At 32.8% G+C, this 14,555-nt stretch carries 14 protein-coding genes and 1 pseudogene; 10 read left to right on the forward strand and 5 right to left on the reverse strand.

What is annotated here, in order from left to right:
- Positions 1–84 precede the first annotated feature (84 nt).
- Positions 85–204 (forward strand): annotated as a pseudogene (locus BLV35_RS00270) (50S ribosomal protein L27); the annotation flags it as partial.
- 268 nt (positions 205–472) lie between these two features.
- Here BLV35_RS00270 and BLV35_RS00275 read toward each other — a convergent pair.
- Together BLV35_RS00275 and ahcY are read right to left on the reverse strand one after the other, a co-directional pair.
- Complete coding sequence (locus BLV35_RS00275) at positions 473–1,072, reverse strand: hypothetical protein (RefSeq protein ID WP_091082988.1); 600 nt, start codon at positions 1,070–1,072, stop codon at positions 473–475.
- Between the two features lie 317 nt (positions 1,073–1,389).
- Positions 1,390–2,706 carry an adenosylhomocysteinase gene (gene ahcY, locus BLV35_RS00280; protein ID WP_091082992.1) on the reverse strand — a complete coding sequence of 439 codons (1,317 nt, stop codon included), beginning with the start codon at positions 2,704–2,706 and terminating at the stop codon, positions 1,390–1,392.
- Positions 2,707–2,975: 269 nt separating this feature from the next.
- Between ahcY and BLV35_RS00285 the strand changes: the two genes are divergently transcribed.
- On the forward strand, positions 2,976–3,611 hold the full coding sequence (locus tag BLV35_RS00285; RefSeq protein WP_091082995.1) for a 4'-phosphopantetheinyl transferase family protein: 636 nt from the start codon (positions 2,976–2,978) through the stop codon (positions 3,609–3,611).
- Between the two features lie 78 nt (positions 3,612–3,689).
- Complete coding sequence (locus BLV35_RS00290; RefSeq protein ID WP_091082998.1) at positions 3,690–4,343, forward strand: transposase; 654 nt, start codon at positions 3,690–3,692, stop codon at positions 4,341–4,343.
- A 65-nt stretch (positions 4,344–4,408) separates the two neighbouring features.
- Here BLV35_RS00290 and BLV35_RS00295 read toward each other — a convergent pair whose 3' ends face one another.
- From BLV35_RS00295 to BLV35_RS00305, 3 genes are all read right to left on the reverse strand, one after another.
- Positions 4,409–4,798 carry a group III truncated hemoglobin gene (locus BLV35_RS00295; RefSeq protein WP_091083001.1) on the reverse strand — a complete coding sequence of 130 codons (390 nt, stop codon included), beginning with the start codon at positions 4,796–4,798 and terminating at the stop codon, positions 4,409–4,411.
- Entirely contained in the window at positions 4,798–5,085 is a 288-nt protein-coding gene (locus BLV35_RS00300) for a hypothetical protein (protein WP_091083005.1), read from the reverse strand. The genes BLV35_RS00295 and BLV35_RS00300 overlap by 1 nt, the downstream gene beginning before the upstream one ends.
- A gap of 79 nt (positions 5,086–5,164) precedes the next feature.
- Positions 5,165–5,761: a Crp/Fnr family transcriptional regulator gene (locus BLV35_RS00305; protein WP_091083008.1), complete on the reverse strand. Its 597-nt coding sequence runs from the start codon at positions 5,759–5,761 to the stop codon at positions 5,165–5,167.
- Between the two features lie 95 nt (positions 5,762–5,856).
- On the opposite strand from BLV35_RS00305, the gene BLV35_RS00310 reads away from it, so the two are divergent.
- The 7 genes from BLV35_RS00310 (at position 5,857) to BLV35_RS00340 (ending at position 14,534) form a co-directional block, all read left to right on the forward strand.
- A complete protein-coding gene (locus BLV35_RS00310; protein WP_091083010.1) occupies positions 5,857–6,615 on the forward strand; it encodes a phosphoglycerol geranylgeranyltransferase in 759 nt (252 codons plus the stop codon).
- Positions 6,612–7,235, forward strand: coding sequence for a nicotinamide riboside transporter PnuC (pnuC, locus tag BLV35_RS00315; protein ID WP_091083012.1), 624 nt, complete (start codon positions 6,612–6,614; stop codon positions 7,233–7,235). The genes BLV35_RS00310 and pnuC overlap by 4 nt, the downstream gene beginning before the upstream one ends.
- A complete protein-coding gene (locus tag BLV35_RS00320) occupies positions 7,196–9,307 on the forward strand; it encodes a DUF4301 family protein (RefSeq protein WP_091083014.1) in 2,112 nt (703 codons plus the stop codon). Before pnuC ends, BLV35_RS00320 begins: the two co-directional genes overlap by 40 nt.
- Positions 9,308–9,335: 28 nt before the next feature.
- Positions 9,336–9,740: an alternative ribosome rescue aminoacyl-tRNA hydrolase ArfB gene (gene arfB, locus BLV35_RS00325; RefSeq protein ID WP_091083017.1), complete on the forward strand. Its 405-nt coding sequence runs from the start codon at positions 9,336–9,338 to the stop codon at positions 9,738–9,740.
- Between the two features lie 146 nt (positions 9,741–9,886).
- A complete protein-coding gene (locus BLV35_RS00330) occupies positions 9,887–11,656 on the forward strand; it encodes a sensor histidine kinase (protein ID WP_091083019.1) in 1,770 nt (589 codons plus the stop codon).
- Positions 11,657–11,658: 2 nt separating this feature from the next.
- Positions 11,659–12,036, forward strand: a complete 378-nt coding sequence (locus BLV35_RS00335; RefSeq protein WP_091083022.1) for a response regulator — start codon at positions 11,659–11,661, stop codon at positions 12,034–12,036.
- Between the two features lie 287 nt (positions 12,037–12,323).
- Entirely contained in the window at positions 12,324–14,534 is a 2,211-nt protein-coding gene (locus BLV35_RS00340; protein WP_091083025.1) for a TonB-dependent receptor, read from the forward strand.
- Positions 14,535–14,555: the final 21 nt, after the last annotated feature.

Below are 14,555 nucleotides of genomic sequence, written 5' to 3' on the forward strand. Positions count from 1 at the left end.
ATGTAAGTTAGTTAAAGTAATCGGTTTAAACGATAAAAAAAGGGATCTTAATCTTGACTACAAGTAAATGGCTATCTAACAAAAAATGGTTACATCAGTAAAGATCACGCACTACACGCAAGAGTAGATGGAGTTGTACACTTCCAAAAGAAAAGAGATAACAAATCATACGTTTCAATACTTCCATTTGAAGTTGAAGCATAATTGATGTAAACAATTTATTAAAAAACCCAATCTGAAAAGATTGGGTTTTTTTGTTTTCTTACTCAGTTCTCATTAACGTAGAGGAGGAATGGGTGGGAGTGATTGGGTTTGCTGTGAATTAGCGTTGATACATGCATGATTGAAGATACACGCGTTGCATACATGTGCTGCTATGCGTTTATACATATCGGTAGGTATGTGGTAGTTTTAATTTGTGTGACAAGGCATGTCGTATAAGCTTGAGTTTCGTCCTTGACTAGATTGATTCTTATTGCAATTTAAAATAATAAAATACTGGATTGCCACAAACCAATTGAGTATAATTATCTTCTATTTTTTCTCCAATGTAAAATGCTGTTAATTCACCTGAATCTTTGTTAATAGTGTACTCCCAAACGTCGTTATTTGAGTATAAAATATCTGCAAAAGAATAGGATTCGGGATTTTCGGAAAAATTAATTTTTTCAGTTTTTGCTAATTCCCATTTTTTTGAATTACGATACAATTCAAAAAACAAGATCTCTTCTGTATTGATGGTTATCATTTTTCCAACTAAGCCGTCGTCTCGGATAGCCCAATTCCCGTCTTTAGAAATCCATTTCCAATTGCCTGTTAAACTATTAATTTTATCCTTCCTCAAAATAGTTTTTATAGAGTCTGCTTTTTTTAAAGCAATTTGGGCAGTTTCTGATTTTGGGTTTATCTTATGTGCTATTGTAAACCCTCTTATGGCGACCAGATAGTCATGATTCTCAAGTGAATTTTGCGCCAACTTAAATTCTTGTTGCTGATAGTCGTTTCGATTATTGTCTTGAGCCGAAATTTGCGCGGTTAGCAATAATAGTAAAAAGAATGTATAGTTTTTCATAAGATGCAAAACTGGTTTTTTTGATTGTAATTCTATCAAATATACTATAATTAGCAATCGGTTTTATATACTTAAGAAGTAGAGACGCTCTGCAGTGTGTTTATGCATGAAAATTGAATTGTGTTTGTCGATATGCGCGAGAGGGATAGTAGCGGCATCCTTTTATGAAAGTCCCGATATTTATCGCGACTTTTATAAAAGATACAGCGAATAGCCCGACCTGAAGGGTCTCGCCCAAAAACAAAAAACCCTCGCTTCGCAGCAAGGGTTTTTAAATATCTAAAATCATAAATCAGCAATCGCTAATCTACAATCATTTAGTATCTGTAATATTCTGGTTTGAATGGTCCATCTACTGGAACTCCAATGTATGCCGCTTGATCATCACGTAAAGTCTCCAATTCAACTCCTAATTTAGCAAGGTGCAACATTGCAACTTTCTCATCAAGGTGTTTTGGTAACATGTAAACGTCATTATCGTAATTTGCGCTGTTTTTCCATAATTCGATTTGAGCCAAAGTCTGGTTAGTAAATGAGTTACTCATTACAAAACTTGGGTGACCTGTAGCACAACCAAGGTTTACTAAACGACCTTCAGCCAAAAGGATGATATCTTTACCATCGATAGTATATTTATCAACCTGTGGTTTGATTTCTACTTTAGAAGCTCCGTGGTTCGTGTTTAACCAAGCAACTGCAATTTCGTTATCAAAATGTCCTATGTTACAAACGATAGTTTTATCTTTCATTTGCTCAAAGTGAGATCCAAGAACGATATCTTTATTTCCAGTTGTTGTGATGATGATATCAGCATTTCCAACAACAGTGTTTAATTTTTTAACTTCAAAACCGTCCATTGCAGCTTGTAAAGCACAAATAGGATCGATTTCAGTAACTGTAACAATAGATCCAGCACCTCTAAAAGAAGCAGCAGTACCTTTTCCTACGTCACCGTATCCACATACAACAACTCTTTTACCAGCAAGCATAATATCAGTTGCACGACGAACTGCATCAACTGCAGATTCTTTACAACCGTATTTGTTGTCAAATTTCGATTTAGTAACCGAGTCATTAACATTGATAGCAGGCATAGGTAAAGTTCCAGCTTTTACTCTTTCGTAAAGTCTATGAACTCCAGTTGTAGTCTCTTCAGACAAACCTTTAATTCCAGCAACTAATTCTGGGTAACGGTCAATAACCATGTTAGTCAAATCTCCACCGTCATCAAGAATCATGTTCAATGGTTTTCTATCTTCACCAAAGAATAATGTTTGCTCAATACACCAGTCAAAATCAACTTCGTTCAACCCTTTCCAAGCGTAAACTTGAATTCCAGCAGCAGCCATAGCAGCAGCAGCTTGATCTTGAGTTGAGAAAATATTACAAGAAGACCAAGTAACTTCAGCACCAAGAGCGATTAAAGTCTCGATTAAAACTGCAGTTTGGATCGTCATGTGTAAACATCCAGCAATACGAGAACCAGCAAGTGGTTGTTCGTCTTTATATTCAGAACGAAGCGCCATTAAACCTGGCATTTCAGCTTCTGCTAATTCAATTTCTTTTCTTCCCCAGGCTGCTAGAGAGATATCTTTTACTTTGAAAGCCACAAAAGGCATAGTTGTAGTACTCATTTATAGTATATTTGTATTGTATTTTTTTGCAAATTTACGGAATAACTTATGATTTAAAAAGGATTCACTTATATTTATGAATTGTTTAATAGTGTAATCTTTTAAAAATCAGTAAAATAATAATTAAAATACCCTTTAGCTTCATTTTCAGGAGCTAATCCCGCTGTTCACTATATCTTTTTATCTGGAACTTGTTTTGGTAACCAGAAACTATTTGCAAGATAAAAAGGATGCCGTTTCCATCGGGGCTATGAAATCAATTACATATCATGCCTTTATACAAAACGATACACTTTAGTTCTACAACACAAATTTTTGTTTGGAAAATCACCGAATCCTTCGAGCAATTAAACAACGAAGTACAATTAAACGACAAAAACTGTATTCGTCTTGAAGGAATGAAGTCAGAAATGCATCAACGTGGTTTTCTAAGTGTGCGTAAATTATTGCAAACTGCCGGTTATACTGATTTTGATTTGTATTATGATGAATTTGGGAAACCACATCTAACAGACGATAAATACATTTCCATCACCCATTCCCATAATTTTTCAGCCATTATTGTGAGTGATGAAACAGTAGGAATTGATATCGAATTGCAGCGCGAAAAAATCATCCGTATTGCTGATAAGTTTGTCGATGAAGAGTTTGGGTATTTAGATAAAAATGATTTAGAAAGCTATATTAAAAAGCTGACTGTGATTTGGGGAGCCAAAGAAGCCATTTTTAAAATTAGAAACGAAAAAGGAATCAGCTTTAAAGACCATATTAAAGTCACGCCATTTAGCTTAGAAGATACAAAAGCAAAGGCTGTACTTCATTTTGAGGGCGTAGTTCAGGATTTTGATTTGTTTTATGAGGAAATTGAAGGTTTTGGGCTTGTTTATGCTTTCGAGAAGATTTGACGAGATTTGACAACTTTTTAAAAGTTGTCAAATCTGAGTTGTCAAATCTAAAAATATACACAGATAAAACCCCAAAACATGGCAAAAAAGGAAGATTATTACACCCGATTTGAGAACGATGGAATTTATCATGTTTATAATAGAACAGTAGATCGAAAACCGATGTTTACATCTAATGAGAATTACGCTTATTTTATTCGTCAGTTCGATAAATACCTGTCTGATTATGTAAAAATTTATGCCTATAATTTGCTAGGGAATCATTTTCATTTTATGATAAAAGTTAATAATTTGGCAGATTTGACAACTTTCAAAAAGTTGTCAAATCTAACAACTGAAAAGTTGTCAAATCAACAAAAAACTACACACGATATCGTAAGTCATCAATTTAGAAAGTTTTTTCAAAGTTATGCAATGGCTTTTAACAAAGAGCAAAACAGAATTGGAACCCTTTTTCAAACCCCATTTAAACGCGTTAGAGTAGAAGACGAAAATTATTTAAGAGAATTAGCTTGTTATATTAATACCAATGCACAGAAACATAACTTAGTTAAAGATTTTAGAGATTGGAAATGGTCCTCTTATCATAATACGATATCAAATAAAGAAACGAAATTATTAAAAGAAGAATTGATTAGTTATTTTGACGACATCGATAATTTTATATATTGTCATTTAGAATATGGGAGTAAAATAGACTCAATTGAAAGAGATTTTTTTATTGAGGATTAAAAAAAAATCAAGTGATTTAGCACATCTTTGTGTTTTTTCTTTGTCCATCTCTGTGGAACAAAAAACTATTCTTTCGTCCTGCTATTAAACATTCCCATATAGATAAAAGTTCCCATTTTCCTCGCTCTACGTTTCAAAATATCCGCATTTTCACCTTCAAATAGTTCATCTAGAGTTTGTGACCAGTAATTTAACCAGATTCCAAATTCGTTCGGGCCTATTTTTCCGCCAAAATGTTCGTCAACTTTTACGTGAGCTTTCAACGGGTCACCTTTGTACATTTTACCGCCAAAAAGATTCATCTCCCAAAAATCAGTTAGTTTTTCTAGATGCTCGTCCCAGTTTTGAATCATATCATTAAAATAAAAAGCAATTTCTTCATCTGCTCTTATTTTATCGTAAAAAGTATGAACTAATAGTGAGAGGTCTTCTCGGTTTTCAATTGGTTTTTTCATTAGAGAATAATAACGTTTAGAAAAATTAATACAACACTTAAAAATACGCTGCTAATAGTTAAGTTTAGTATCGTTTTGTGAGTCATTTGTGCTAGAATTGATGTGTTTACAAGCATACAAATCAAAACAACAACAGCTAGTTGCATCATTTGTAGTACACTTGTTCCATTTGTAAGAATGTTCATGGCGGCAATCGAACCCAAGCAACTTTGCCCAATAATAATTAATGTAGCGAAACCAAAAAAGTTTGTATTAAAACCGGTTAATGTGTTTTTGTATAGTGTCATGATAATTGGATTTTTTTGTTGTGACAAATTTACCACCACTTCAATTCACTTATTTATGACATAGGTCATAAGGTCACAATTAGCGATATACTTTTCGATTGATAATTTTTAATTCTCCCTTTTTTTCTAATGTTTTAATGGTTCGAATAACGGTTTCTACCCGAAGTCCCGTTAAGTTCCCAATTTGTTGTCGCGTCAAATCTATAGCGTAGCCATTATTATCTTTTTTGAAATTTAAATAGCTAATAGAATAATCAAAAAGTTGTAGAAGTCGGTGCTCAGAATCATGAGTCGAAATCTCAGCTGCCATAACCGATTTATAATGCAGCCGCTGTGCTAAAATTTCGATTATATTAATAGAAATCGCAGGGTTTTCAGTGATTAATTTCAGAAAATTGTTTTTCGAAATGCAGAGTAATTCAGAATCTTCTACTGCTTCGGCATTAGCAGGATACGTCCGGTCTAAGAATAAAGGAGGTTCGCCAAAACTCTGATTCGCATAAAAAATACCTTGAATAAACTCCCGACCTTCATCATTATAATTATTCATTTTTACTGCTCCTGAAATAATTTGATAGTAGTGCGTGGCCAGATGGTCTATCTCAAAAATAATTTCTGACTTTTTGTAGCACTTTCGTACTGCATCGTATTTTTCAAGTAATTCTATTTCAATCATGGTTTTGTTTATGGTGCACTTTAGAGTCCTGAAACAAAGAAAAACTTTATCAAAGTAGTACTCGTTTTCAAAAAACTTTTACTTTTACGTTCATTATGAGAAATAAAGATAGTACTATATATGATCAGATGCGTCAGGCGAAGTCAGAAAAACGTAAGTTACTGGCTATTCTTCTTGATCCAGACAAGATCGTTTGGGAAAATTTAGACAATCTGATTTCGAAAATTAATGAATCACCCGCGACTCATGTTTTCATTGGCGGAAGCCTTGTAGAAACGAATAGAATTGATGAATTAATTATTCGATTAAAACAAAAAAGTAATTTGCCAATGGTGCTCTTTCCAGGTAATCCATCACAAATTTCAAAAGAAGCCGATGCGATTTTATTCTTGTCTTTGATATCAGGAAGAAATTCAGATTATTTAATAGGACATCAGGTAAAAGCAGCGCCAATTCTAAAACAAACTCAGCTCGAGATTATTTCAACAGGGTATATTTTAGTAGATGGTGGAAACGAAACTGCAGTAGAAAGAGTAAGTCAAACAAAACCCTTGGATAGAAATAATTTAGATTTGGTACTTGCAACGGCCGAAGCTGGCGAAATGCTAGGTAATAAATTAATTTATCTTGAAGCAGGAAGCGGCGCGAAACAGTCAGTTCCTCTTGAAATGATTGATTTAGTCTCTAAAAAGACTGAAATACCTTTAATTGTTGGTGGCGGAATTGTAGATTTACTCGGAATTAAAAATGCCTATGATTCTGGAGCTGATGTAGTAGTCATAGGAACTGCTTTTGAAAGAGATTTTGATTTCTTTGAAGCGGCTAAACAACACCTAATCGAAAATAAACAATGATTGAGTTTTTTCTAAACGCATACAAAGATGTTTCTACAGCCCACATTATACTGGAGTTTATCGCCTTTGTATTCGGGATTTTAAGTGTGTGGTACGCCAGACAGGAAAATATTTTAGTATACCCCACCGGATTAGTTGCAACAATAATTTCGGTATACCTTCTTTTTATTGCGGGTTATCTAGGGGATATGATGATTAATGGGTATTTTACCATAATGAGTATTTATGGCTGGTATAAATGGTCTCGAAAAACAGAAGACAGCGACAACCTACCAATTACAAGAACCAACACCAAAGAAAAAATAATAGGTATAGGATTGTTTTTTATTACAATTTTTGTAGTTTTCGGTATTTATAAGGTTTTTGATTATACAATAAAAACAGAGAATTATATTGATATTATAGCCTCTGGAATATTTTTTACGGGGATGTGGTACATGGCCAATAAAAAAATAGAAAACTGGACCCTTTGGATTATTGGGGATATAATAGTAACACCTTTGTATGCTTATCGCGGATTGGGGATGTTATCGTTACAATATTTAATTTTTACAATTTTAGCTATTTCAGCCTATTTAGAATGGAGAAAAATCTTAAACAAGAGCAATCTGCAATTATAAAAATTGCCATGTTTGGACCGGAAAGTACTGGTAAAACAACTTTAGCAATACAACTTGCAGATCACTATAAAACGGCCTGGGTTCCTGAATTTGCAAGGGACTATTTACAAAAAAAATGGGATATGCAGCAGCAAATTTGTGATGTTGACGATATGCTGCCCATTGCTTACGGTCAAACTAAATTGGAAAATGACGGTCAGGCAGTTGCTGACACATACTTGTTCTGTGATACAAATTTAATGGTAACTAAGGTTTTCTCAGAAGTATATTACAACTACTGTGACCCGGCACTAGATAAAGCTGCCCAAGAACATGAATATGATTTGTTTTTTCTTACCGACATTGATGTGCCATGGGAAAAAGATGATTTAAGAGATAGGGCCGAAGGGCGAGATGCTGTTTTTGGGTTGTTTAAAAAATCATTGATTGAAAATAACAAACCATTTATAACACTTTCTGGTGATAAGAATCTCCGACTGGAAAAAGCAATTTCAATTATTGATGATTTGACAAAGGTCAAAGAAATGGGTCTGTCTTCGCTTGATTTTGTTCAAATTTATCAGCATGGAATACCAGTCGAAAATATCAAAAGACAATTAGCGATTTTTAAAAACGGAATTCCTAAAATGCAACTAATTTCAGCTGCTACATTCAATAACGGAATCGTGAAATTTTCAGAGAAAGAATTTTCAGAAAAAGCCGCTTTTTTTGATAAAGAGAAATCGAAGTTCAAATTACTAAAGTTTGTTCCTGCTTCAGGTGCTGCTAGTAGAATGTTTAAATTTTTGTCGGTCTTTTTGTCTGATTTTAAAATAGGAGCGGAGACAATAAACGCCTACATCAATAGAAAAAAAGACACTGATTTAGCAGTGTTTATTGTGGGTATGAATAAGTTTGCTTTTTTTAAGACGGTTGATGAACAATTAAAGAAAGTTTACCCGAATTTTGACAGCCTAGATAGAGATTATAAAAATTATTGTTTTATAAAAATGCTATTAGATCCTCAATATTTTGATTTCGCTAATAAGCCAAAAGGGATTTTGCCTTTTCATAAATATTATGCAAATATCGCTTCTCCTATAGAAGAACATTTGTATGAGTGCGGTTATTACGCCAGTTCAAACGGAAAATCGAATCTTCATTTTACAGTTTCAAAAGAGCATCAGTCTGACTTTCAAAAAATCATTAAAAAGACTTTAGAAAGAGTTGAGACAGAGACAAAAAACTCAGTAGATATTTCATACTCCTATCAGAAACAAAGTACTGATACTATTGCTGTAGAAGAAACGAATGCTGTTTTTAGAAACAATAAAGGGGATTTAGTTTTTAGACCAGGGGGACACGGTGCTTTAATTGAAAATCTTAATGCGCTAGACGCAGATATTATTTTCATCAAGAATATTGATAATGTAATCTTGCATAATAATGATGCAATAGCCTTGTATAAAAAGGGGTTGGCAGGGGTTTTATTAGAAGTACAAAATCAAGTTTTTGACTATTTAAATGTTATAGACTCTAGTAAAATAGATGCTAATAAAGTGGATGAAATCGCTGCTTTTTTAGAGGATAAATTAAATGTAAAATTGCCTGAAAAGTTTGGTTCTTTTACATTTGAAAATCAAATTACAGCTATTAAAAACACCTTGAATAGACCGATACGAGTATGCGGAATGGTTAAAAATGAAGGGGAAGCCGGTGGAGGACCATTCTGGGTAAAAGACGAAAATAATAAAGTGTCATTGCAAATAGTAGAAACATCTCAGATAGATTTAAATAATAGCAATCAAAGTAGTATTTTGAATAGTGCGACTCATTTTAATCCGGTTGATTTAGTATGCGGGATCAAAAACTATAAGAATGAAAAATTCGATTTAACTAAATTTATTAACAACAATAGTGGTTTTTTGGTGAAAAAGACTACTTCTGGAATAAATATTAGAGGGTATGAATTGCCAGGACTATGGAATGGTGCGATGGCTAATTGGTTAACTATTTTTATAGAAGTTCCTTTGCTTACTTTTAATCCAGTTAAAACGGTAAATGATTTGTTGAAAAATGCCCATCAAGAATAATGCTGCTCAATATGTAAATTAAATCCAAATGGATATTCAGAAAATTATAAGTGAAGTTAATTATAAAGCGGTTCGCAGTAGCGGAGCTGGGGGGCAAAATGTAAACAAAGTCTCTTCCAAAGTTGTCTTGACTTTTGATGTAGAACATTCACAAGGATTAAGCGAGGAAGAGAAAGAATTGCTGAAAGTGAATTTGTCTTCGAGATTAACTACGGATTTTAGTTTGATTTTAAATTGTGATGAAGATCGCAGCCAACTCAGAAACAAAGATATAGTTACCAAACGTTTTTTGGAAATCATCAAAAAAGGCTTGGAGGTTCCGAAAATTAGAAAAGCAACAAAAATCCCTAAATCTGCGATACGAAAAAGGATTAAAAACAAGAAAAACGTGTCGCAAATTAAACAAAATCGCCGAAAACCAGATTTAGACTAACTAAGGTTAGTAAGGGTAAGATCATCAAGTCGAACTTAAATTAGAAAAACCAGAAAGGAAAAAAGAGGTGGTTTTTGTTTTTTACAGTGTAATTAGTAATTTAAAAATGAACCGTTTAATTATATTCGTAGCGTTAAAACAAAGAAATGAAAAGAAAGCTGAAGCAAATATTTAGTAGATTATTAAAGATCAAGACACTTAAAACCTCGATTTTTATCCCCTTTTTTTTGTTTGCTTTTGTATTTATATCAGTATCTCTAATAAGTATTTATGTATTGCATAAAAAAGTAATACAAAAAGAGGTCTCGTTTGAATATGAAAATATTGACACTATGCTTAAAGATAAAATTCAATCTGAAGCATTAAGTCTAGGATTGTATATTGATAGGTTAAGTGTAAATGATTCTTTGGTGCGGGCATTTAAAATGAATGACCGTGATTTATTTCAAAAAGTTTCAAAGTCGTATTTCAAAACAACGGAGTTCGACTTAAAGCCTGATTTGCTAAATTTTATCTCAAATGATGGAATTGTTAGGTTTAGAAGCCATCGCCCTAATGAATATGGGCAAAAAGTAACCCAACAATTTATATATAAAAAAGCACTTAGTACTGGAACGAGTTTTTTTCATATCGGTTCAGGAGTTTATTCGAATGTTAGTTTAAAAGTAATTGTGCCAGTGCGTGATACTACTCAAAAAGTGGTAGGGTATATCGTTGTAGGGAAAGATTTTTATAAAATATTGGAACAGATTGCTAAGCAGACTCATATGGATTTTCTTTTTTTTTCTAAAGTAAATCCATTGAATTTAAAACTTAATAAAAATAAACTTGAAAATTTTGGCTCCTTTAAAAAAGGGAAAGATAATTTGTTTTTAGAATGGTCAACTCTTCCTAAAAACACGAAAATTTCTAAGGATATAATTGAAACAAAAATAAAATCAAATGCAATAACTTCTATAAAATTGAATGGTATTGACTATCTATCAAAATCATTACCATTGATCGATTTTGATGAAGCAGAGTTTGGTAACGTTTTTGTTTTACATGACAATTCAATTCATTTTGATGATTTGAAGAAAAGTACTGTCAATTTAATTTTAATTTCGGTTTTGATGATAATGGTTTTGTCGTTAATTTTTAATCGTATTCTTAATAAAGTTAGTAAAAACTTATTCGATAAAAATCAAAAATTGATTTTAGAATTAAAAAGAAGGATCATAGCTGATAAAAAGTTGATTGAAAACAATAATGAATTAAAACAATTGACATTAATAGCTTCTCATGATTTGAGGAGTCCTTTAACTAATCTGGAGGGGTTGCTGGATCTTTTACAAAATGGTGATGATGGCCCTGAGTTTAAGTCTCTACTAATTGAGAATGCCAGTTCTAGTGTTGAATTAATGAAAAACACAATAGATAGTTTGACAACTATTATTAGACAAAAAGAAAGTTTTTTACAGGAAAGTATAACAGAGCAAAGTATTGAATCTGTATTCAAAAATGTAGTTTTGCAACTGAAACATCTTATCGATGAAAAGCAGATAGTGATAAAGTCTGATTTTTCAGAGTGTCCTACTTTTTTAATTGCTCATATTCATTTAAAGAGTATTTTATTAAATATTGTAAGTAATGCTATTAAGTATGCTTCAGAGAATCCAGAAATAACAAGTTTTATTGAGATTACTACTAAAATAGATTCAGAAACTAGGTCAATTATAATAAAAGATAATGGCATTGGGTTTGACTCTAATTTTCAGAAAGAAAAACTTTTTAAACCTTTTAAACGTTTCCATCATGAGAAGGCAGGGAGTGGAATAGGGTTGTATTTAACCAAGTTGATTATTGAAAATTATAATGGTAAAATTCAAATTAAAAGCGAAATAGGCAAAGGAACAACAGTGAAAATAGATTTTTAAATATGAGGACCCCAAATTTTATATTGATTGATGACGATAAAATCATGTTGTTTTTAATTGAGTTTGAAATTAAAAAACATTTCGATAGCAGCGCGATAGCGAGTTATGTGAGGTCTGATGTCGCTTTTAATTTTATTTACGATCACCATAATGAGTTAGAAGATACGGTGGTTTTATTAGATTTAAATATGCCAGTTATGGACGGTTTTCAAGTATTAGAAAATTTAAAAAGTGTTTCGCATAAATTAAAAGTAATTATTGTTACCAGTTCAATCTCTGATGAAGACAGGGAAAAAGCCATGGCCTATTCTTTTGTGCAGGGCTATATTAATAAGCCACTTAAGGGTTTGGAATTAAAAAGGATACTTGCAAATATTTAAAAATCAGTTGTTAGTGTGAGTAAAAGAATGTTTTTTAAAGAAGGGAGTATTAAATTATAATTTCATGTTTGATTTATGAAATTTTTAAGATTATATTTGCATCGTCTCAAAGGGGTGCTCTAAATAACGAGCTGAGATCATACCCAACGAACCTGAGCAAGTAATGTTGCTAAGGGAAAAAACGACACAATTATAGAGTGCACGCTATTATTTTGCCGTAGGAAACAATCATTTATCAATTTAACAAAAAGAATAATTCCCCCTTTTATTCGTAATCTTTTTTACGGATGAATTCTATTTTTATTTTTTCTCGCTACAAAGGCACAAAGACACAAAGTGTACCTTTTTTGATGTCTATTTTCTTTTCTCTATTTTCTTTTCTCTCTTTTGCACAAGTTAAAGACACTACCTCCGTTAATCAGCTAGATGAGGTATTGGTTTCGGCTGTTCGAGTAACGACAAAAACACCGGTTAGTTTTAGCAATTTAGATAAAAAGGATATCAAATCTCGAAATTTAGGACAAGACATTCCTATTTTGATGAATTATTTGCCGTCAGTGGTCACTACTTCTGATGCTGGAAATGGAGTAGGATATACTGGCATTCGTGTTCGTGGTAGCGATGCTACTCGTGTGAATGTAACAATCAACGGAATTCCGTATAATGACTCTGAAAGTCATGGGACCTATTGGGTAAACATGCCCGACTTTGCTTCTTCAATAGAGAGTTTACAGTTGCAACGCGGTGTAGGAACATCAACAAATGGATCTGGTGCTTTTGGCGCAAGCCTAAACATGCTTACAGATAGTTATGCTAAAGAAAGTAATGGCGAAATCTCTAATTCTGCAGGGAGTTTTAATACCAGAAAACACACGGTTAAATTTAGTACTGGTTTAATTGACAATCATTTTGAAGTGGCAGGACGTCTTTCTGCTTTAAAATCAGATGGGTATATTGATCGTGCTTCTTCTGACTTGAAATCGTATTTCTTACAAGGAACTTATGTGGGGAAAACGACCTTGATTAAAGCATTGGCTTTTGGAGGTACAGAAAAAACCTATCAGTCTTGGAATGGTTTAGAAGATTTGGATTTGCTACAAAACGACCGGACTTTCAATACTGCTGGAATGTATACAGATGAGTTTGGAAAAACTCGTTTTTATGACAATGAAACTGATAATTACCAACAAGACCATTATCAACTGCATTGGAATGAAAAGGTGTCAACAAACTGGAGCACAAATTTAGCTTTCCATTATACCAAAGGGAAAGGTTATTATGAAAATTATAAAGAGAACGCAAAATTCTCGGCTTATGGATTTACTGCTGTTGTGATCAATGGAACAACAATTAACAGAACAGATTTAGTTCGTCAAAAATGGTTGGATAATGATTTCTACGGAACTACATTTTCGGCTAATTATAAAAGCGAAAAACTAGATGTGATTTTTGGCGGTGGTTACAACAAGTATGAAGGAATTCATTTTGGTAAAGTAATTTGGGCACGTTATGCTTCAACAAGCGAATTAGGAGATCGTTATTATAGTGATGATGCAACTAAAACAGATGGGAACATTTTTGCGAAAGCCAATTATCAAATTACTGATAAACTAAGTTTATTTGGCGATTTACAATTGAGAAACGTACAGTATAAAGCTAATGGAGCCGAAACTGGAATTGTCAATGACAACTTCAACTTCTTTAATCCAAAGGCAGGTTTGAATTTTGAAATCAATACTAACAATGCTTTGTATTTTTCTTATGCCAGAGCCAATCGTGAGCCTAACAGAACCGATTATGAAAATGGTAGTCCAAGACCAGAGAAGCTAAATGATTTTGAATTGGGATTGCGCCATACTACTGAGAAAGTAAAATTCAATGCTAATATTTATTATATGGCCTACAAAGATCAATTGATTCTTACAGGAGCATTAGATGACGTAGGTGCACCTGTTCGTAAAAATAGCGGCGATAGTTATCGTTTAGGTCTCGAGCTTGATGCTACGATTGCAGTATTGGATAACTTGCTTATTAGACCTAATGTGACTCTAAGTACAAATAAGAACAAAGATTTCTACTTTACAAGAGACGGAGTTTTGACCGCTTTAGGGAATACAAATATTGCTTATTCTCCAGATATTATTGTTGGGAATGCTATTACTTTTTTACCGGTAACTAATTTCCAAATATCGTTTTTGTCTAAGTTTGTTGGCGAGCAATATATGGGAAATATAGACTCAGAAGGATCTAAATTGAAATCTTATTTTGTTAACGATTTGAATGCTTCCTATGAGATTAAACCTAAGTCAGTTTTCAAAGCAATAGTATTTTCTGTTTTAGTCAATAATATTTTTGATTACAAATACATTTCTAATGGGTATTTCTATACCTATGATGATGATTACTCTAATCCACCAGCAGTTACAACAATTGAAGGAGCGGGATATTATCCACAAGCAGGAATTAATTTCTTAGCAGGATTGACATTGAAGTTTTAGTTTTTTATATGTAGTGTTAAA

It is taken from the genome of Flavobacterium gillisiae (genome assembly GCF_900107635.1).
GTDB lineage: Bacteria > Bacteroidota > Bacteroidia > Flavobacteriales > Flavobacteriaceae > Flavobacterium > Flavobacterium gillisiae.

What these genes read in the sequence shown, in the direction of transcription:
- BLV35_RS00340 (WP_091083025.1), top strand. Translation starts at nt 12,324, where the DNA reads ATGAATTCTATTTTTATTTTTTCTCGCTACAAAGGCACAAAGACACAA.
- BLV35_RS00320 (WP_091083014.1), top strand. Translation starts at nt 7,196, where the DNA reads ATGGAGAAAAATCTTAAACAAGAGCAATCTGCAATTATAAAAATTGCC.
- BLV35_RS00310 (WP_091083010.1), top strand. Translation starts at nt 5,857, where the DNA reads ATGAGAAATAAAGATAGTACTATATATGATCAGATGCGTCAGGCGAAG.
- BLV35_RS00290 (WP_091082998.1), top strand. Translation starts at nt 3,690, where the DNA reads ATGGCAAAAAAGGAAGATTATTACACCCGATTTGAGAACGATGGAATT.
- pnuC (WP_091083012.1), top strand. Translation starts at nt 6,612, where the DNA reads ATGATTGAGTTTTTTCTAAACGCATACAAAGATGTTTCTACAGCCCAC.
- arfB (WP_091083017.1), top strand. Translation starts at nt 9,336, where the DNA reads ATGGATATTCAGAAAATTATAAGTGAAGTTAATTATAAAGCGGTTCGC.
- BLV35_RS00335 (WP_091083022.1), top strand. Translation starts at nt 11,659, where the DNA reads ATGAGGACCCCAAATTTTATATTGATTGATGACGATAAAATCATGTTG.
- BLV35_RS00330 (WP_091083019.1), top strand. Translation starts at nt 9,887, where the DNA reads ATGAAAAGAAAGCTGAAGCAAATATTTAGTAGATTATTAAAGATCAAG.
- BLV35_RS00295 (WP_091083001.1), bottom strand. Translation starts at nt 4,798, where the DNA reads ATGAAAAAACCAATTGAAAACCGAGAAGACCTCTCACTATTAGTTCAT.
- BLV35_RS00285 (WP_091082995.1), top strand. Translation starts at nt 2,976, where the DNA reads ATGCCTTTATACAAAACGATACACTTTAGTTCTACAACACAAATTTTT.
- BLV35_RS00300 (WP_091083005.1), bottom strand. Translation starts at nt 5,085, where the DNA reads ATGACACTATACAAAAACACATTAACCGGTTTTAATACAAACTTTTTT.
- BLV35_RS00275 (WP_091082988.1), bottom strand. Translation starts at nt 1,072, where the DNA reads ATGAAAAACTATACATTCTTTTTACTATTATTGCTAACCGCGCAAATT.
- BLV35_RS00305 (WP_091083008.1), bottom strand. Translation starts at nt 5,761, where the DNA reads ATGATTGAAATAGAATTACTTGAAAAATACGATGCAGTACGAAAGTGC.
- ahcY (WP_091082992.1), bottom strand. Translation starts at nt 2,706, where the DNA reads ATGAGTACTACAACTATGCCTTTTGTGGCTTTCAAAGTAAAAGATATC.